Below are 17,392 nucleotides of genomic sequence, written 5' to 3' on the forward strand. Positions count from 1 at the left end.
GGCCCCGTCGGGGCAGATAATCACATGGCCGACCTCCCGGACGACTTCACGTGCACGATCACGAACTGGGAATACATCTACGGACTCTGCCGGGACGTCTCGACGCAGGTGAAGGGGGCCGACTTCGAACCCGACGTCATCGTCGCGCTCGCCCGCGGCGGGTGGTTCGCCGGGCGGTGTCTCTGCGACTTCCTCGGGCTGAACGACCTCACGAGCCTGAAGATGGAGCACTACGTCGGGACCGCGGAGAAGAGCGACGAGCCGGAGGTCCGCTACCCGATGCCGGAGGGCACCGTCGAGGGGAAGGACGTCCTCGTCATCGACGACATCGCCGACACCGGCGGCTCCATCGAGCGCGCCCACGAGTACGTCGCGGAACGCGGCGCGAACGACGTCCGCACCGCCACCCTCCAGCTCCTCGGGACGAGCGAGTTCGACCCGGACTACGTCGGCGAGCGCCTCGAACAGTGGGCGTGGGTCGTCTACCCGTGGAACTTCATCGAGGACATGAGCGACCTCATCAGCGGCGTCATGGCGACGGACGACGACGGGCCGTACGCGAAGGACGAAATCCGCCACCTCCTCGCCGACTACCACGACGTCCAGCGCATCGAAATGGAGATCGCACAGCCCAACCGCCTCGACGAAGTCCTCTCGGAGATGGTCCGACGCGACGTCCTCGTGAAGTCGGCCGAGGACGAGTGGCTCCTCCGCGAGGAGACCTGAGTCGCCCCCGCGGACCGAGCGGTCCCCAGAAAACCTAAATAGCGATCCGGGAGTAACACCTACTAGTAATGGGAGCGGCGGACACCGACTCGGCGGCCTTCTCGCGCGAACTGGCGACCCTGAAGCGACGGGGGTGCACCGTACTCGTCGTCGACGACCCCGGTCGCGGGACATCGGCAGCCTGCGAGCGGTTGCTCGGCGGTGACGACCTCGATCGCCGCCACGTCTTCCTCACGACGGCCGCGCCGGTCGACGACCTCCTCGCGCGCCGCTCCGCTGACCCGCACGGCCGCGACCCCGCCACCCTCGGCGTCGTCGACGCCACGAGCGCGACGCCGACTCGCTCGGCCGTCGCGGACACGAGCGCGAGCGCGAGCGTGAGCGCCGATCCGTCGCCTCGCGATCCCGACTGGTACGACGCCGTCGACGACCTCGACGACCTCGGCGAACTGTTCGCGCTCGTCGAGAAGCACGTTCAGCGCGTCGCCGACGGCGACACCGACCCGGGCGAGTTCCGCCTCTGCCTCGACTCGATCGATCCGTTCTTCGACGCCGTCGAGGAGGAGTCCCTCTTTCGCTTCCTCCACCTCCTCACGAGCACCGTGCGCGACGTCCACGGAATGGGGCACGTCCACACCACGGGCGACCCGGAGAGCGATCCCGTCACCACGCTCGAACCCCTCTTCGACGCCACCGTGTACGTCGACGCCGGCACCGATCGCGTCCGACAGCGCTGGGTGCTTCCCGACGCCGGCATCGAGACCGACTGGTTCCCGCTCGACTAGGCGTCGACGACCCAGAGATCGCCGAACAGTTCGTCCTGCTCCAGCGTCACGCGACCCCGGTGGGCGAGGAACAGCACCGCGAGGAACGACTCCACGCGCGAATCGCCGGCGTCCGTCACCTCCGCGAACAGCACTTCTCCGCGCCCCCGGTCGTAGCGCGCCGCGAGCGCGTCCTCCACGGCGTCGATCGTCGCCTCGATGTCCTCGCCGTGCGCCGTGTCGGTGACGTCCGCGGCGCTCGGCTCCTCCTCCATCCGGAAATCGTCGCCCGAGCGGTAGTCGAGTTCCTGCACGCCGCGCTGGAACCCCTGCGGGCTCGCGGAGGTGTCGTACGACCGGGACTCCTTCCACCACGACTCGCGCTCGGCCTCGCGCAGCGAGCGCACGAGTTCGTCGAGCGTCTCCGGCGTCCCGCGCTGGGGCTTGCGTTCGAGCCGCCGATCCATCTCGTCCTCCAAGGCCGCGATCGGATCGACGCCCGGCGCGTCCGCGGGAGGCTCGTCCATCCCCCGCTCCCAGTCGTCCCACCCCGCCGGCTCCGCCTCGTCGGGTTCCGCCGGCTCGTCCGGTTCGAGCAGGGCGTCCGACTTCATCCGCAGCAGGACGGAGGCGTAGAACAGCGCGCGCCCCGACGTCCGGAGGTCCGCCTCGTCGAGCTTGTCGAGGAACGCGTCCGTCACGTCCACGATGTCGATGTCCCACGGCTCGATCTCGCCCTCCTTCGCGAGCTGCACGAGCAACTCGACCGGCTCGACCTCCTCGCCGTCCGCGTCGCCACCCTCCGGTTCGGGGTCCTCCGGCTCGTCGCCGAGCGAGAGATCCGACCCGTCCGACTCGTGGCCCGAGAGCGTGAAGGCGTCCTCCGGATTGCCCCCGTCCGCACAGAGACGGTCAGCCTCGCCTGCTCGCGGGTCGTCCCTCCCCGCTCGCGCTTCACTTTCGTTCAGCGCTCGCTTTTCCGATGGCTTCTTCGCCGCCTCCGGCGGCTCGAACCCATCGCTAGTCATCCGCAGGAGCCTCCTCACCACCCGTCAGGTCGATACCCGTCACGGCGCTCACGTTGTCGCCCTGCATCGTCACGCCGATGGCGCGCTCGGAGCGCTCGAGCATCGCCGAGCGGTGGCTGACGACGACGAACTGCGCGTCCGCCGCGAGTTCGTCCACGAGTTCGCCGACGCGCTCCGCGTTCACGGCGTCGAGGAACGCGTCCACCTCGTCGAGCGCGTAGAACGGTGCGGGGTTGTGCCGCTGGATCGCGAAGATGAACGCGAGCGCCGTGAGCGACTTCTCGCCGCCGCTCATCGCGTCGAGGCGCTGGACGGGCTTGTCGGCCGGCTGGGCCTTCATCGTCAGCCCGCCCTCGAAGGGGTCCTCCTCGTCCTCCAAGACGAGCTCGCCGGAGCCCGCGGAGAGCCGCGAGAAGATCCGCTGGAAGTGCCCGTCAATGGCCTCGTAGGCGTCCATGAACGTCTGTTTCTTCTGCGACTCGTAGCTCTCGATGCGCTCGCGGATGCCCTCGGCCTCCTCGACGAGCGTCTCGCGCTTCTCCTCGATATCGTCGAGATCCGCCTCACTTCGTCGTACTCGTCGATCGCGAGCATGTTCACCGGTTCGAGGGCCTCCATCCGGCGTTCGAGGCGCGCGACGTTCTCGTCGACCTCGTCGATGTCGGGGATCTCGTCGGCGTCGTAGTCGCCGACCGCCTCCTCCAACTCGGCGATCTCCTCGCGGAGGCGCTCGGCCGCACCCCGCAGGCTCTCCAGTCGGCTCTCGACCGATTCGACCTTCTGCGCCTGCTCGTCTCGGGCGGTCTGCGCCTCGGCGATGTCGTCCTTGAGGGCCGCACGCTCCTCCTTCAGGTCCGCGAGCTCCTCCTCGAGCTCCTCGACCTCGGTCTCCTTTTCGGCGAGCGACTCGCGTTTCGCCTCGATCTCGGCCTCGAACTCCTCGATCTTCTCCGCCTGTTCGGCCGTCGTGTTCTGCGCCTCCTCGACGTCGTCGTGGAGGTCCTCGATCTCGTTCTCCGCGTACTGGCGCTGGAGTTGGAGGTCGTTGAGATCGCCGTCGAGTTCGGAGAGGCGGTCTTCGAGGTCGTCCACCTCCGCCTCCAACTCCTCGCGTTCGGCCGTGAGTTCCGGGATCTCCGAGTCCGCGAGCTCGTCCTCCAGATCGTCGATGTCGGTCTCGACGGACTCGATCGCCGCCTCGTGCTCGGCGATCTCCTCGTCGAGTTCGCCCATCCGCTCGTCCACGTCGGCGCGCTCGGATTCGAGGTCGTCGAGGCGCTCCTCCAGCTCCTCGATCCGCGCTTCCGTGTCCTCGCGCTCGGCCTCGACCCGCTCGATGTCGGTTTCGAGGGAGCGGACGGCGTCGAGCGCGTCCGACTTCCGGTCGCGCGCGCCGTCGAGGCGCTCCTCGATCTCCTGTACGTCGTCGCGGATCGACTGTCGCTCGGATTCGAGGTCGTTGATCCGCGACGCGACGCGTTCCAACTGTCCTTTCCCGGACTTCGAGAAGGAGTAGCGCGACCCCGAGCGAGAACCGCCGGTCATCGCGCCGCTCTTCTCGACGAGTTCCCCCTCGAGGGTGACGAGCCGGTAGTCGCCCATCAGGTCGCGCGCCGTCTCCATGTCCTCGACGACGAGCGTGTCGCCGAGCACGTAGGAGAAGACGCCCGCGTACTGCCGGTCGAAGTCCACGAGGTTGAACGCGAAGTCCACGACGCCCGGGACGTCCGGCGCGCGCCCGAGCGATCGCTCGTGCATCTCCGTCAGCGGCAGGAACGTCGCGCGCCCCGCGTTGCGGGACTTGAGGTACTCGATGCAGGATTGGCCGACGCCGTCGTCGTCCACGACGACGTGCGCCATCCGACCGCCCGCGGCCGTCTCCGCCGCCGTCGCGTGCTCGCCGGCGACCCCGCCGAGCTGCGCGACGGTCCCGTGGACGCCCGCCCTCTCCGCGTTCAGGATCGTCGAGACCGCCCGGCCGTACGAGGAGTCGCCGGACTGCTCGGCGTTCGCCTCCATGCGCGCGTACTCCTCGCGGGCCTCCTGCAAGTCGTCCTCGACGTCGTTCAGATCGGACTGGCGCTCGCTCTTCTGCGTCTTGAGGTCGGCGACGACCTCCTCGATCTGCGCCTCGTTCGCCTCGGCCTTCGCCAGCTCGTCGCGCAGATCGTCGAGGCGCTGATCGAACTCCGGTAGCTCCTCGCGCGCGGCCGCGAGGTCGTCCTCCGCCTCGCTCACCTCGTTCGAGCGCCGTCGGGCCTCGTCCAACAGGCGGTCCTTCTCGCGCTGGAGTTCGTTGCGTGCCGACTTCTGCTCCTCCAGTTCCCCCTTCTTCGCCTCCAGATCCGCTTTCAGCTCGTCGAACGCGGTGTCGACGTCGGCGATCTCGGACTCCACGGATTCGATCTCGGCCTCCACGGACTCGATCTCGGCCGTCACCGACGCCTTCTCGACTTTCACCTCGCGGATCTCGCCTTCGAGATCGTCGAGTTCCTCGTTCTTCCGATCGATGGCGACGAACGCCTCGCGACGGTCGTTCTCCGCCTGCTCGCGGCGTTCCTCGGCGCTCTCGATCTTGTCTTCGAGTCGGCTGATCTCCCCTTTCACCTCCTCGATCTCGCGCTTGACGGCGAGCTGCTCGTCCTCGCCCGTGCGCTCGATCTCCGCGTTCAGCTCGTCGAGCTCCGATTCGAGACGCGAGAGACGACCGCTGCGAGCGTCGAGTTCGTCCTGCAGCTCGGCGAGGTCGCCCTCGCGCTCCGCGATATCGTCGTCCGTCGCCTCCAGATCGGCGCGTTTCTCCTCCAGCTCGGCGGCCTTGCGGTAGGACTCGTACTCCGCTTTCTCCTCTTTGAGTCCCTGATACTCGAGCGCGGTCTCGCGTTCGTCTTCCAGTTGATCGAGCCGGTCGTGCTTCTCCGAGATCCGGAGGTCGGCCTCCTCGATGCGCTCCTCGACGACGTCGAGTTCGTCGTAGGCGTCGGCCTTCTTCGCGTCGAACTCCGCGACGCCGGCGATCTCGTCGATGACCTCGCGGCGCTCGCCGGGCGTCATGTTGATGATTCCGGTGACGTCGCCCTGCATGACGACGTTGTACCCCTCGGGGGTGACGCCGGCCTGCGCGAGCAGGTCCTGCACGTCCGAGAGGTTCACCGAGCGCCCGTTGAGGTAGTAGTAGGAGTAGTAGTTGTCCTCGGTGCGCTTCACGCGGCGCTTCACGGTGATCGTCTCGACGTCGCCGACGTCGTCGCTCCCGGCGGCGTTCACGACCTGCGAGCGCGCGAGCGTTCCGTCCGCGTTGTTCAGGACGACCTCGACGCTGGCCTCGCGCGGTCCCGCGGTCTCGCCCTCGCCGTCGTGGCTCGGGTTGTAGATGAGGTCGGTGAGTTTCTCCGCGCGAATCCCGCGCGTGCGCGCGAGACCGAGCGCGAAGAGCACGGCGTCGATGATGTTGGACTTCCCGCTCCCGTTCGGGCCGCTGATCGTCGTGAAGTCCTCGTAGAACGGGATGCGCGTCGTCCGCCCGAAGCTCTTGAAGTTCTCGAGAACGATTTCGTCGATGTACATCTGGGGGAGGGACGCGGAGTCAGGCGACGATGATGTCGTCGAGTTCGGACTCCTCGTCGGTCCCTTCGGCGTCCCCGTCGCTAGTGCCTTCCGGTTCGGCGTCCGCGGCGTCGGCGTCGGCCGCGCTCGAACTCGCGTCACCGGCCGCGTTCGCGTTCGCGTCACCGGCCGCGGTCCCGTCCGCCTCGGCGACCTCGCTCCCGTCGGGCGCGCCCGCGCCGAGCGGCTCGCTCGCCGGTCGCCCCGCGCTCTCGTGCGCGTCGTGGTAGTCCTCGAGTTCGCGGATGCGCTCGTTCGCGTCGACGAGCTCCTCGGTCAGCCCGCGAACGGTGGCCTCAAGCTCTTTCACGCGGTTCTCGAGGGCGGTGATGTCCTCGCTCTCGTTCGGCATAAGGGACACCAGACCCTCGCCGACCATAAGCGTGTGGCGGTCGCGCGTCAGACGCACGTCGGACGACGCGGCGTCGAGTCCGGGGGGTTCTTCGGTCGGCCCCACGAGGTCTCGGCTGTGTCGCAGACCGTCCTCGCGTGGAGCGGTGGAAAGGACGCCGCGTGCTGTCTCGACGTCCTTCGCGTCGATCCCGATACCGAGGTCGTCGGCCTCCTCACCACCGTGAACGCCGACGCGGACCGGACGAGCATGCACGGCGTGCAGACCGCGCTCCTCCACCGGCAGGCGGACACGCTCGGTCTCCCCGTCACGACCGTCGACCTCCCCGGTGACGTCGGTGCCGACGCCTACGGCGAGCGGATGCGCGACGCCCTCGCCGACTGGGCCGCCCGCGGCGCGGACGCCGTCGCGTTCGCCGACCTCTACCTCGAGGACGTCCGCGCGTACCGCGAGTCGAACCTCGCCGACGCACCGCTCTCGGGTCGATGGCCGGTCTGGGGACGCGATACCGACGCGTTCGCCCGCGACGTCATCGACGCCGGCATCGAGGCCGTCGTCTGCGCCGTTTCCGGGGACGCGCTGGACGCGTCGTTCGTCGGGCGCACCTACGACCGCGACTTCCTCGCGGCCCTCCCCGACGGCGTCGATCCCTGCGGCGAGCACGGCGAATTCCATACGTTCGTCGTAGACGGTCCCGGGTTCGACGCGCGCATCGATGTCGACCGGGGTGAGCGCGTCACTCGCGACCTCGGCGGGACGCCCTACCACTACGTCGATCTCCTACTCGACTGACGCTCACTCCATCGCGAGCGCGAACGCGAGGTAGGTGACGCCGAGCAACGAGAGGCCGGGCGTTTCGAGGTGGTGGACGAGCAGGAGGTTCACCGGGAGGTCGAGGACGGCGGCGACGAGCGGGAGGACGCAGAGCCACCGGGGAACGTCGATGACGGCCGCGCCGCTACGGGCGAGCGCCGCGGTGGCGACGACGAGCGGGACGACGCCGCTCGCCGCGAGGACGAGTGCGAGGAGGACGCCGCCGCGGGGGGCTGGTCCGGCGGATATCCAGAACAGCCCCGTTGCGGCGAGCGGGAGCGGCCCGAGGGCGAGGCCGAGCCACGCGGCCGGGCGGCACCCATCGTGCCGAAGCGAGAGCCGAGCAACCCGAAGCCGCCCGCGAGGAGGAGCGCACCGGCGGCGAGGGCCAGTCCGGGGTCCACGACGACGCCGGCGTGCGGGCAGAGCGCGACGAGCATTCCGCCGAGACCGAGGAGCGCGCGTGGAACGCGACGCGTCATCGTCGTGGCTATTCGGCGCGCCGACGAGTGCTTTCGGGTCGGCGGGTACGTCCCGACGCGCGTCTCGCACCTTCGTCACGCCTAAGCGCCCCCGCGTCGAAACCACCCGTAATGAGCACGCAGGCCGCCACGGAGGACCTCGCCGCCGTCATCGGACTGGAGGTCCACGTGCAACTCGAGACGGACACCAAGATCTTCTGCGGGTGTTCGACCGACGCCGCGGACGCCGAGCCGAACACGCACACCTGCCGACGTGCCTCGGACTCCCCGGCGCGCTCCCCGTCCTCAACGAGGGCGCCGTCGAGGCCGCCGTGAAACTCGGGAAGGCGCTCCACGCCGACATCCCCGAGCGGACGACCTTCCACCGGAAGAACTACTTCTACCCCGACCTCCCGAAGGGGTTCCAGCTCACGCAGTACGACGCTCCGATCTGTCAGAACGGCGAACTCGACGTCCGCGTCGAGGACCGGCGCCGCGAGATCGGCATCACGCGCGCGCACCTCGAAGAGGATCCGGGGAGCCTCCAGCACGTCGGCGGCAGCATCGACACCGCGGACTACACGAAGGTCGACTACAACCGCGCGGGCACGCCGCTCGTCGAGATCGTCACCGAACCCGACTTCCGATCACCGGACGAGACGCGCGCCTTCCTCGCGAAGCTCGAGGAGGTCCTCGAATACCTCGGGATCTACGACGCCGAGCGCGACGGCAGCCTCCGCGTCGACGCGAACATCTCGATGGTGCCGGCGGGCGAAGTGGCGGGCGAAATCGACGAGACCACTCTCGAAGCGGCGAACCGCACCGAGGTGAAGAACATCTCGAGTCACAAGGGGGCCGAGCAGGCGCTCGCCTACGAGGTGACGCGCCAGCGCAACGCCATCCAGCGCGGCCGCGAGGTCGAACAGGAGACGCGTCACTGGGACGAGAGCCGAGGAATCACGGTCTCGATGCGCTCGAAGGAGGCGGAGAAGGATTACCGCTACTTCGAGGAGGCCGACCTCCCGCCGCTCGAAGTCGCGGACTGGAAAGCGAAACTCGAGATCCCCGAGCTTCCGGACGCCCGCCGCGAGCGATTCGGTGAGGAGTACGGCCTGAGCGCCGAGGCGGCGAGCAAGCTCACGTCCACGAAGGAGGTCGCGGACTTCTTCGAGGCGATCGCGGAGGAGTACGATCCCGACCTCGCGGCGACGTGGGTCGCCGACAACCTCCTCGGCGAACTCAACTACCGCGACATGGCGGTGACGGACCTCGAAGGGCGCTTCGACGAGTTCACGCGCCTCGTCGCGCTCGTCGCCGAGGACGAGATCACGGAGAAGAACGCCCGCGAGGTCGTGCTTCGGGAGATGCTCGACGAAGGGAGCGCGCCCGACGCGGTCGTCGAGGCCGAGGACCTCGGGAAGACGGGTGCGAGCGAAGTGCAGGCCGCCGTCGAGGACGCCATCGACGAGAACCCCGACGCCGTCGCGGACTACGAGAACGGCGACGAGGGCGCGATCAACTTCCTCGTCGGGCAGGTGATGCAGAAGACCGGCGGGAGCGCCGACCCCGGACAGGTGAACGGGCTGCTGCGCGACGAGCTGGACGAGTAGGTCAGACCTCGATGCCACCGATCCCGAAGAGCCACCCGTCCGCGTGGTAGGTGATGCCGATCAGGGCGAGACAGAGACTGCCGGTGTCGTCGAGTCGGCTACGCCTCCGGCGTCTCGAAGTACCGCCCGCCGAGCAGGTAGTCGACGCCGAACGCGACGAGCACCAGCCCCGAGAGCACGAAGAGAGCTTGGAAGACGAGTCCCGACCCGGAGAGCGCGCCGAGGCACATCGAGGCGCCGAGGCAGACGTGGCCGATCCCCACCAGTCGGAGCGCGCCGACGCGCTCGCGGAGCGGGTTCGCGAAGCCGCCGAGGAGTTCGAAGACGCCCGCGACGACGAAGACGACGATCTGGAGACCGGTCGAGCCGTCGAGTGCCGGCGCGCCGAACGCGGCGAAGAAGCCGGCGGCGAGGACGAGCAGGAACGCGCCGAGGTAGCCGAAGCGACGGAACGTGGGAGCCATGGACGTCCCTGCGTCGGCCGCGTTCAAGTATCCACCTCTCGCGGGCGCGTCGGGCGCGTGCTCGTCGCGCCCGCCCGATATCGCGGAGGCGCGCCCAGACGCGCGAAAACGACCGTTTCAGGCCCCGAAAAGTTTAGAAGCCCGTCCGGCATACCGGTGTGCAAGGACCGTCGAGAGGCGGTGCAGCTACCGTGGAACTCATCATCACAGAGAAGGACAACGCCGCCCGTCGCATCGCCGACATCCTGAGCGAGGGCGGCGCGTCCACAGAACGTAGCGGGGGCGTCGACGTCTACGGGTGGGGCGGCCGGCGGTGTATCGGTCTCTCCGGCCACGTCGTCGGCGTCGATTTCCCCCCGGAGTACAGCGACTGGCGCGACGTCGAGCCGGCGGAGCTCGCGGACGCCCCGGTGACGAAGACGCCGACGCAGGAGTCCATCGTGAACGTCCTCAAGCGCCTCGCCCGCGAGGCCGACTCCGTCATCATCGCGACGGACTACGACCGCGAGGGCGAACTCATCGGCAAGGAGGCCTACGAACTCGTCCGCGAGGCGAACGAGGACGCCCCCGTCTCGCGGGTGCGCTTCTCCTCGATCACGGAGAACGAAGTGAAGTCGGCGTTCGCGGACCCGGACGACCTCGACTTCGACCTCGCGGCCGCGGGCGAGGCCCGCCAGATCGTCGACCTGATCTGGGGGGCGGCGCTCACGCGCTTCCTCTCGCTCTCCGCGCGACAGGTCGGCGACGACTTCATTTCTGTCGGACGGGTCCAGTCCCCGACCCTCAAGCTCATCGTCGACAAGGAGCGCGAGATCGAGGCGTTCGATCCCGAGGACTACTGGGAGCTGTTCGCGGACCTCGAAAAGGACGAGTCGACCTTCGAGGCCCAGTACTTCTACCTCGACGAGGACGACACCGAAGCGGAGCGCGTCTGGGACGAGGACGACGCCGAGGCGGCCTTCGACGTCCTGCGGGAGGCCGCGACGGCCGTCGTCGAATCCGTCCGACGGCGCACCCGGACGGACGACCCGCCCGCGCCGTTCAACACGACGCAGTTCATCCGCGCCGCGAGCTCGCTGGGGTACGCCGCGGGCCGCGCGATGAGCATCGCCGAGGACCTCTACACCGCGGGGTACATCACCTATCCGCGCACCGACAACACGGTCTATCCCGAGGACCTCGATCCCGCCGAGCTGCTCGACGCGCTCTCCGCGGAACGCGAGTTCGCCGACTCGGTCGAGATCCTCGAAGACCTCGACGAGCTGTCGGCGACGCGCGGCGACGAGGAGACGACCGATCACCCGCCGATCCACCCGACGGCCGACCTCCCGAACGAGGGGGACCTCTCGGAGGACGAGTGGGAGGTGTACGAACTCGTCGTGCGGCGCTTCTTCGCGACGCTCGCCGAGCCGGCGGAGTGGGAGCACCTCCGCGTCGTCGCCTCGGCGGACGGCGCGAGCCTGAAGGCGAACGGCCGCCGGCTCGTGGAGGAGGGATATCACGCGGTCTACCCCTACTTCGGGACGGACGAGAACCACGTGCCGGCCGTCGCGGAGGGCGAGGAGCTGGCGATCGCGGACGCCCGCATCGAGGCGAAGCAGACCCAGCCCCCGCGGCGGTACGGCCAGTCGCGGCTCATCGAGACCATGGAGGGGATGGGGATCGGCACGAAGAGCACGAGACACAACGTGATCGAGAAGCTCTACGACCGGGGCTACATCGAGAACGACCCGCCGCGGCCCACCCGCCTCGCGATGGCGGTCGTGGAGGCCGCGGAGGAGTACGCGGACCTCGTCGTCTCCGAGGAGATGACGGCCGATCTCGAGGCCGATATGACGGCGATCGCGGAGGGCGAGAAGAGCCTCGACGAGGTCACCGAGGAGTCCCGCGAGATCCTCGATCGGATCTTCGACGCGCTCGACGAGTCGCGCGAGGAGATCGGCGAACACCTCCGCGAGTCGCTGAAGGCGGACAAGCGCCTCGGGCCGTGCCCGAAGTGCGGCGAGGACCTGCTCGTGCGCCGGAGCCGGCAGGGATCGTACTTCGTCGGTTGCGACGGCTACCCCGACTGTCGCTTCACCCTCCCGCTGCCCTCGACGGGCGAGCCGGTCGTCCTCGAGGCCGAGTGCGAGGAGCACGACCTCCACGAGGTGAAGATGCTCGCGGGGCGGAACACGTTCGTCCACGGCTGTCCGCTCTGCGCCGCGGAGGAGGCCGCGGAGACCGAAGACCGGATCATCGGCCCGTGCCCCGAGTGCAACGCGGAGCACGGCGGCGAGCTCGCCATCCGCAGGCTCCAGTCGGGTTCGCGTCTCGTCGGGTGTACGCGCTACCCGGACTGCGAATACTCGCTGCCGCTGCCGCGGCGCGGCGACATCGAGGTGACGGACACCTACTGCGAGGAGCACGACCTGCCCGAACTCGTCGTCCACGACGAGGGCAGTGAGGAGCCGTGGGAACTCGGCTGTCCGATCTGCAACTACGAGGAGTATCGGGAACGGCGGGGTCTCGACGGGATCGAGGGGATCGGCCCGAAGACGAAGGAGAAGCTCGCGGCGGCCGGGATCGAGGACCTCGCCGATCTGGCGGACGCGGACGCGGAGGGCGTCGCGGAGTCGGTCGAGGGCGTCAGCGCGGAACGAGTCCGCGACTGGCAGGCGAACGCGGACTGAGACTGAGCACGCGACCCCGTTCGCGGGGGTCGCACGGAACCGTGAGGAAGCAGGTGGGCGCGACGGCGCGCCCGGCGCAGGGTCTCCGACTGCACGACGGCGGTCGGGGCCAGTATGTGTCGTCGGGGTGTGGTCGTCGGTCAGTGGTGGATCACCTCGGTACGTGGGGTGGTTGCGTGCGTGTATCGCACGTTCAGTCATCGATCAGCCGTCACGGGATCGTTATGGTCGATACGACATAGCTTTTCCGGGTGTTTCGATTAGTATATCGTTCTGTGTGATTGGTTCGTGAATCGGGAGTCAGACCGACTCGACGTTGAGACTCCCGCACGCCGGGCAGTTCTCTCGCGGCGAGTCGTACCCCTGCCCGCAGAGCTTGCACTCGAACGGGTGGTCGGTGGGGTCGGACAGGAGCCGCGTCGCGAGGTGTGTGATCGTGGCCATCGTCCTTCGCATGGTACAACGTCCCACATACACTAATAGCTATCGGCTGTCTGGACGATAATTGAGGGATATAAACACCATATGGAAACGAAATATCTATATTAGTTGACGAACAGGCTCGAATACACGTCACGGAACACCTATCCAGCCATTCTGAATCGGTCCCGTTGGCCGTGGGCTTAAGCCCGCCGCGGCCCAATCGGATCGCGATGGGGCTTGACGACTACGTCGAGGGATTGAAGCCCGACGAGGAGTACGAGCGCCGGAAACTCGCGGCGGAGAAGTCCTACGCGATCACGGACTACCTCGATGCCGCGCGCGCCTCCTTCGAGGCCGTCAAACAGGGCGATTCGCTCTACGGGGCGACCGCGCCCTCCGTCTTCGTCGGCCGCTCCTCCTATCCGAACGTCTCCGCGGGGATCCTCTCGCCCGTCGCCGAGGGGGGCGACGCCGACGCCGACGCCGACGCCGCGGACTACGCGACGAGCGGCGCGTGGTACGAACAGGGCCTCGGCATCGACAACGTCCTCCAGTACCGCACCGGATTGCTCAACTCCCGGCGCTCGGCGGACGTGAACGTCGAGGACGTCTGGGACGGCTTCGTCGGCACGCAGCGCGAGGTCGCCATCGCCGATCGACCGGTGGACGTCGAGATCGGTCTCGCCTCCACGCCCGACTTCGACCCCGACCAGTACGCCCAGCCGACCGCGAACGCGCCGAGCGGGCCGAACGCGTCCGTCGATTCCGCGGATCTGACCGAGAACCCCCACGTCCCGCGCGCCGTCGAGAAGACCCTCGAAGACGACGACTGGCGCGCGCAGGGCGCGATGACCTACCTCTACGAGCACGGACTCGACGTCTACGACGTCAATCGCGTGCTCTCCGTCGGCGCGCTCGGCCGAGGGGACAATCGGCGACTCGTCCCGACGCGGTGGTCGATCACCGCCGTCGACGACACCGTCGGCCAGTACCTCCGCGGACAGATCCGCGACGCGCCGAGCGTCGACCGGGTCGAAGTCCGGATGAACGAGTACATGGGCAATCGCTACTGGGTCGTCCTCGCGCCGGGCAGCTGGGAGTTCGAACTCGTGGAGATGAAGTCGCCCGGGAGCGTCTGGAACCCCGATCCGAACGGCGATATCTGGATGGCGGCCGCGAGCGAGGGGTACGATGGTCGTACGGGATACGTCGAGGAGACCGCGGGCGCGTACTACGCCGCGCGACTCGGCGTCCTCGAACACCTCGCGGATCGGGGTCGGCAGGCGAAGGCGCTCGTCCTCCGCGAGGTCTCCGACGACTACTGGGCGCCCGTCGGCGTCTGGCAGGTGCGCGAGAGCGTCCGCCACGCCTTCTCGCGCGAGGCCGCCGACGCGGAGACGCTCCACGGCGCCGTCCGCGACGTCGCGGACCACCTCCCGGTCTCGATGGGCGACCTCCGCCGGAAGTCGACGATGGTCGCCGGACTCCAGACCGGACTGAGCGATTGGGCGTAGAAGACTTACAACGGCCGGCGCGCTACGTCCGCAATATGGATCCCCTCCACGGTTCGGCCGCGCTCGCGTTCGCATCCGCCCCCGCGCCCGCACCCGCCGCACCGACGCTCACTCCCGCCTTCCTCGGCGGAATGCCCGGCGGAATGGAGCTGTTGCTCGTCCTCTTCGTCGCCCTCTGCGTCTTCGGGATCCCCGTCCTCCTCCTGCTCGGCGGCGGTGGCTACCTGCTCGCGCGCTCCTCGCGGAAGGACGAGCGGATCGCCGACCTCGAACGGGAGGTCGCGGCCCTCCGCGAGCGGGTTGACGGGGCGGAGCGCGACGGAAACGGCGAGCGCGACGGAAACGGCGAGCGCGACGGAAACGGCGAGGACGACCGTGACACCTCGGCGTCGCGGGAGGGAGCGCGATGACGCCGCGGGGCACGCCCGCGGCGAGCGTCGAAAGGAGTACCTTTGTGACTCGCGCGCCAACCACGTGGTAATGGCACGCTCGACCGCACCCCCCGACTGGGGGGATCGAATCAGGACCTTCGCGCTGGCGACCGGTGTCGGGCTCAGCGGTCTCGTCGTCGGACTGGCCCTCACTCTCGTCGTCGCGATCGTCTTCCGGCTCGCCGGGATCCCGATCACGCCCTCGCTCTCCATCGTCCTCAGCACCGTTCTGCTTCAGGGCGTCGCGTTCGGCTCGGTGGCGTACGCGTACGCGCGGTACCGTAACGACACGGCGCGCTTCCTCAGGTTCCGGTTGCCGTCGATCCGGGAGATCGGATTGGCGGTCGCCGGATGGCTCGCCGCGCTCGCCGCGCTCCTCGTCATCAGCGGCGTCCTCCAGTCGACGAACGCGCCGACGGCGACGAACGACGTCGCGGACCTCGGGATGGCGCACCCGGAAGTCCTCCTGCTGCTCGTCCCGCTCTCCTTCCTCCTCGTCGGGCCCGGCGAGGAACTGCTCTTTCGCGGCGTCGTGCAGGGGACGCTCCGCGAGCGATTCGGTCCCGTTCCCGGCGTCCTGCTCGCCAGCCTCGTCTTCGCGGGCGTCCACTTCACGTCCCTCTCCGGGAGTGTCTCGGGGCGGATCGTCACCATCGCCGCGCTGTTCGTCATCGCGCTCGTCCTCGGCGGCCTCTACGAGTACACGGGGAACCTGACCGTCACGGCGCTCGTCCACGGCGCGTACAACGCGACGCAGTTCGGGCTGCTCTACCTCCAGCAGACGCACGCCGCCGCGGGCCACCTCGCACCGTACGGCGTCCACGTCGGCGCGCTCGCGTCGCTCGTGGCGCAGGTGCACTGACGCGTCGGCGTCGGGTGAGAACCGAAGGGAAACGCGAGAAGCGAACTACTCCGCGGTCTCGGCGGCCTCGGCGTCCTCCGCGCCGTCCGACTCGGCGGTCGGGGCGGGACCGTCGCCGATCTGTTCGCGCACCGTCTCGACGAACTCGCGACGCGACTCGAAGTACGGGACGTCTGTGTGCGCGAGGACGTCCGCGAGACGACGCGGGCCCTTCGGCGTCCGGATCGTCGTCTCGCCCTCGCGGCGGACGATCTCGCTGCGCTGGATTCCCCACGTGAATCGGGAGGCGATGCGCGCGAGCGGCGCGCCCTCGACGGGAGCGCCCTCGCCGAGTTCGACCGCGGGCGCCTCCTCCTCCTCGTCATCGTCGGCCATACGCGACACCTCGGCGGGCCGCCGATTAGGCCTTTCGATGCATCACACGGGCGACTGGTGTCTGACGTACCGTTTTTAGGCCCGGGGGCGTATGTGGGCGTATGACCAGCCTCGCGGACGCGTACCAGCGCGACGCCAACGGCGCGAGCCAGCGTCGCGTCTACGCGGGGACCGCGCTCTTCGGGGCGGGCGCGCTGCTCGTCGTCGCCGGGATCCTCGCCGGCGCGACGCATCTCGTGATGGGACCGACCCCCTCGACCGCGGCGAAGTTCGGCGCGCGCGAACTCGGTCTCACCCTCGTCTGCCTCGGCGTGCCCGCCATCTTCGTCGGCGTCTTCACCGTCCTCCCGGCGAGTCGGTTTCACCGCGTCGCGGCCGCCGGGGGCGCGCTCGTCGCCGTCGTCGGCACGGTCGTCCTCCGCTACGCCTATCCCCACCGATGGTACGCCGGCGGCGGCTCCGTCCCCTCGACGACGGCGCTCGGCGGCGCGCTCGTCTACGCCTTCGGCCTGATCGTCACCTTCTGGTGTCTGTTCACCGCCGTCGCGACGTTCAAGACCCGCAACGCGCCCGGCGGCACCGTCACGCTCACCGTCACCGAGGACGGACAGACCCGGACGGTCGAGGTGCCCCGCGAGGATCTCGACGACGCCCGTGACGCCGTCTCCGAGGGATCGTTCGGCGGCGTCGGCGTCTTCGGCGGCGTCGAGCAGACGGACCCGACCGATCCGACGCCCACGCCGACCTCCGACGGCGGCGCGACGACGCCCGACGTCCGCGACGTGTCCGGCGACCGGGCAGACACCGACGACGCCGAGCCGTCGGCCGACGCGGGCTCGGACGTCGGTCCCGACCGCTACTGCGGCAGCTGCGCGCACTTCGACTACGTCCGCACCGAGGACGGGAACATCCGCCCCTACTGCGGCCAGCACGACGAACTCATGGACGACATGGACGCCTGCGAGGAGTGGACGCGTACCGAGTGAGGAATCGGTCGCTCAGTCTTCGCCACCGATCCTTTTTCCGCCCGCGCTCGCTCTCACGGGTATGGTCAGCGAGTCGACCCGCGAGGGCCTCCGTTCGCTCGCGCGTACCGACTTCCGACTCCGCCTCTCGCTCGCGGCGGGTGCGTTCGGCGTCGCCGCCGCCCTCGACTACGGGAACGCCGACGTCGCCGCCGCCCTCGACTACGGGAACGCCGACGTCGCCGCCGCCCTCGTCCTCGCCGTCGCCGCCCTCATCGGCGCGGGCGTCTGGCGGGCGCTCGGCTGATCCGATCGCCGGGATCAGC

15 protein-coding genes and 2 pseudogenes are annotated in these 17,392 nt (G+C 69.1%); 10 read left to right on the forward strand and 7 right to left on the reverse strand.

All coding sequences use genetic code 11. From position 1 onward, the window contains the following. Window positions 1–24 precede the first annotated feature (24 nt). Window positions 25–726 (forward strand): phosphoribosyltransferase, encoded by a 702-nt coding sequence (locus AOZ13_RS02325; protein WP_020222253.1) that lies wholly within the window; start codon window positions 25–27, stop codon window positions 724–726. Between the two features lie 68 nt (window positions 727–794). Next, window positions 795–1,511: a DUF7504 family protein gene (locus AOZ13_RS02330; RefSeq protein ID WP_021779702.1), complete on the forward strand. Its 717-nt coding sequence runs from the start codon at window positions 795–797 to the stop codon at window positions 1,509–1,511. On the opposite strand, the gene AOZ13_RS02335 is transcribed toward AOZ13_RS02330, so the two are convergent. From AOZ13_RS02335 to AOZ13_RS02345, 3 genes and pseudogenes are all read right to left on the reverse strand, one after another. Further along, window positions 1,508–2,518, reverse strand: coding sequence for a segregation and condensation protein A (locus AOZ13_RS02335; RefSeq protein ID WP_020222135.1), 1,011 nt, complete (start codon window positions 2,516–2,518; stop codon window positions 1,508–1,510). The genes AOZ13_RS02330 and AOZ13_RS02335 overlap by 4 nt on opposite strands. After that, a pseudogene (gene smc / locus AOZ13_RS02340) lies at window positions 2,511–6,085 on the reverse strand (chromosome segregation protein SMC). The gene AOZ13_RS02335 and the pseudogene smc overlap by 8 nt, the downstream one beginning before the upstream one ends. A gap of 19 nt (window positions 6,086–6,104) precedes the next feature. Further along, entirely contained in the window at window positions 6,105–6,476 is a 372-nt protein-coding gene (locus tag AOZ13_RS02345) for a DUF7518 family protein (RefSeq protein ID WP_049933722.1), read from the reverse strand. 33 nt (window positions 6,477–6,509) lie between these two features. Between AOZ13_RS02345 and AOZ13_RS02350 the strand changes: the two genes are divergently transcribed. After that, window positions 6,510–7,268, forward strand: a complete 759-nt coding sequence (locus tag AOZ13_RS02350; protein ID WP_020222888.1) for a Dph6-related ATP pyrophosphatase — start codon at window positions 6,510–6,512, stop codon at window positions 7,266–7,268. Window positions 7,269–7,271: 3 nt separating this feature from the next. Here AOZ13_RS02350 and AOZ13_RS13755 read toward each other — a convergent pair whose 3' ends face one another. Further along, the gene (locus AOZ13_RS13755; protein WP_148294551.1) at window positions 7,272–7,850 is read right to left on the reverse strand and encodes a hypothetical protein; all 579 of its coding nucleotides are present in this window, start codon (window positions 7,848–7,850) and stop codon (window positions 7,272–7,274) included. Between the two features lie 32 nt (window positions 7,851–7,882). Between AOZ13_RS13755 and gatB the strand changes: the two are divergent. Further along, window positions 7,883–9,360 (forward strand): annotated as a pseudogene (gene gatB, locus AOZ13_RS02360) (Asp-tRNA(Asn)/Glu-tRNA(Gln) amidotransferase subunit GatB). Between the two features lie 98 nt (window positions 9,361–9,458). On the opposite strand, the gene AOZ13_RS02365 reads toward gatB, so the two are convergent. Then, a complete protein-coding gene (locus AOZ13_RS02365) occupies window positions 9,459–9,824 on the reverse strand; it encodes a hypothetical protein (RefSeq protein ID WP_020221955.1) in 366 nt (121 codons plus the stop codon). Window positions 9,825–10,015: 191 nt separating this feature from the next. Between AOZ13_RS02365 and AOZ13_RS02370 the strand changes: the two genes are divergently transcribed. Beyond that, on the forward strand, window positions 10,016–12,496 hold the full coding sequence (locus AOZ13_RS02370; RefSeq protein WP_020221956.1) for a DNA topoisomerase I: 2,481 nt from the start codon (window positions 10,016–10,018) through the stop codon (window positions 12,494–12,496). Between the two features lie 300 nt (window positions 12,497–12,796). On the opposite strand, the gene AOZ13_RS14135 is transcribed toward AOZ13_RS02370, so the two are convergent. After that, complete coding sequence (locus tag AOZ13_RS14135; RefSeq protein WP_020221957.1) at window positions 12,797–12,940, reverse strand: hypothetical protein; 144 nt, start codon at window positions 12,938–12,940, stop codon at window positions 12,797–12,799. Window positions 12,941–13,149: 209 nt separating this feature from the next. Between AOZ13_RS14135 and nreA the strand changes: the two genes are divergently transcribed. The 3 genes from nreA (at window position 13,150) to AOZ13_RS02385 (ending at window position 15,726) form a co-directional block, all read left to right on the forward strand. Then, entirely contained in the window at window positions 13,150–14,433 is a 1,284-nt protein-coding gene (nreA, locus tag AOZ13_RS02375) for a DNA repair protein NreA (protein WP_021779709.1), read from the forward strand. A 35-nt stretch (window positions 14,434–14,468) separates the two neighbouring features. Further along, window positions 14,469–14,843, forward strand: coding sequence for a hypothetical protein (locus tag AOZ13_RS14355; RefSeq protein WP_021779710.1), 375 nt, complete (start codon window positions 14,469–14,471; stop codon window positions 14,841–14,843). Between the two features lie 70 nt (window positions 14,844–14,913). After that, a complete protein-coding gene (locus tag AOZ13_RS02385) occupies window positions 14,914–15,726 on the forward strand; it encodes a CPBP family intramembrane glutamic endopeptidase (RefSeq protein ID WP_020222726.1) in 813 nt (270 codons plus the stop codon). 45 nt (window positions 15,727–15,771) lie between these two features. Here the strand turns inward: AOZ13_RS02385 and AOZ13_RS02390 are convergent, their stop codons facing one another. After that, window positions 15,772–16,101 carry a DUF5789 family protein gene (locus AOZ13_RS02390; RefSeq protein ID WP_020222727.1) on the reverse strand — a complete coding sequence of 110 codons (330 nt, stop codon included), beginning with the start codon at window positions 16,099–16,101 and terminating at the stop codon, window positions 15,772–15,774. Window positions 16,102–16,202: 101 nt separating this feature from the next. Between AOZ13_RS02390 and AOZ13_RS02395 the strand changes: the two genes are divergently transcribed. After that, window positions 16,203–17,087, forward strand: coding sequence for a DUF7139 domain-containing protein (locus AOZ13_RS02395; RefSeq protein WP_021779711.1), 885 nt, complete (start codon window positions 16,203–16,205; stop codon window positions 17,085–17,087). Between the two features lie 61 nt (window positions 17,088–17,148). Continuing rightward, window positions 17,149–17,373: a hypothetical protein gene (locus AOZ13_RS14140; RefSeq protein ID WP_021779712.1), complete on the forward strand. Its 225-nt coding sequence runs from the start codon at window positions 17,149–17,151 to the stop codon at window positions 17,371–17,373. Window positions 17,374–17,392: the final 19 nt, after the last annotated feature.

Source organism: Halarchaeum acidiphilum MH1-52-1 (assembly GCF_000474235.1).
In the GTDB taxonomy this organism is placed as follows: Archaea; Halobacteriota; Halobacteria; order Halobacteriales; family Halobacteriaceae; genus Halarchaeum; species Halarchaeum acidiphilum.

What these genes read in the sequence shown, in the direction of transcription:
- AOZ13_RS02345 (WP_049933722.1), bottom strand. Translation starts at nt 6,476, where the DNA reads ATGCCGAACGAGAGCGAGGACATCACCGCCCTCGAGAACCGCGTGAAA.
- AOZ13_RS14140 (WP_021779712.1), top strand. Translation starts at nt 17,149, where the DNA reads ATGGTCAGCGAGTCGACCCGCGAGGGCCTCCGTTCGCTCGCGCGTACC.
- AOZ13_RS02330 (WP_021779702.1), top strand. Translation starts at nt 795, where the DNA reads ATGGGAGCGGCGGACACCGACTCGGCGGCCTTCTCGCGCGAACTGGCG.
- nreA (WP_021779709.1), top strand. Translation starts at nt 13,150, where the DNA reads ATGGGGCTTGACGACTACGTCGAGGGATTGAAGCCCGACGAGGAGTAC.
- AOZ13_RS02385 (WP_020222726.1), top strand. Translation starts at nt 14,914, where the DNA reads ATGGCACGCTCGACCGCACCCCCCGACTGGGGGGATCGAATCAGGACC.
- AOZ13_RS02365 (WP_020221955.1), bottom strand. Translation starts at nt 9,824, where the DNA reads ATGGCTCCCACGTTCCGTCGCTTCGGCTACCTCGGCGCGTTCCTGCTC.
- AOZ13_RS02335 (WP_020222135.1), bottom strand. Translation starts at nt 2,518, where the DNA reads ATGACTAGCGATGGGTTCGAGCCGCCGGAGGCGGCGAAGAAGCCATCG.
- AOZ13_RS14355 (WP_021779710.1), top strand. Translation starts at nt 14,469, where the DNA reads ATGGATCCCCTCCACGGTTCGGCCGCGCTCGCGTTCGCATCCGCCCCC.
- AOZ13_RS14135 (WP_020221957.1), bottom strand. Translation starts at nt 12,940, where the DNA reads ATGGCCACGATCACACACCTCGCGACGCGGCTCCTGTCCGACCCCACC.
- AOZ13_RS02390 (WP_020222727.1), bottom strand. Translation starts at nt 16,101, where the DNA reads ATGGCCGACGATGACGAGGAGGAGGAGGCGCCCGCGGTCGAACTCGGC.
- AOZ13_RS02395 (WP_021779711.1), top strand. Translation starts at nt 16,203, where the DNA reads ATGACCAGCCTCGCGGACGCGTACCAGCGCGACGCCAACGGCGCGAGC.
- AOZ13_RS02325 (WP_020222253.1), top strand. Translation starts at nt 25, where the DNA reads ATGGCCGACCTCCCGGACGACTTCACGTGCACGATCACGAACTGGGAA.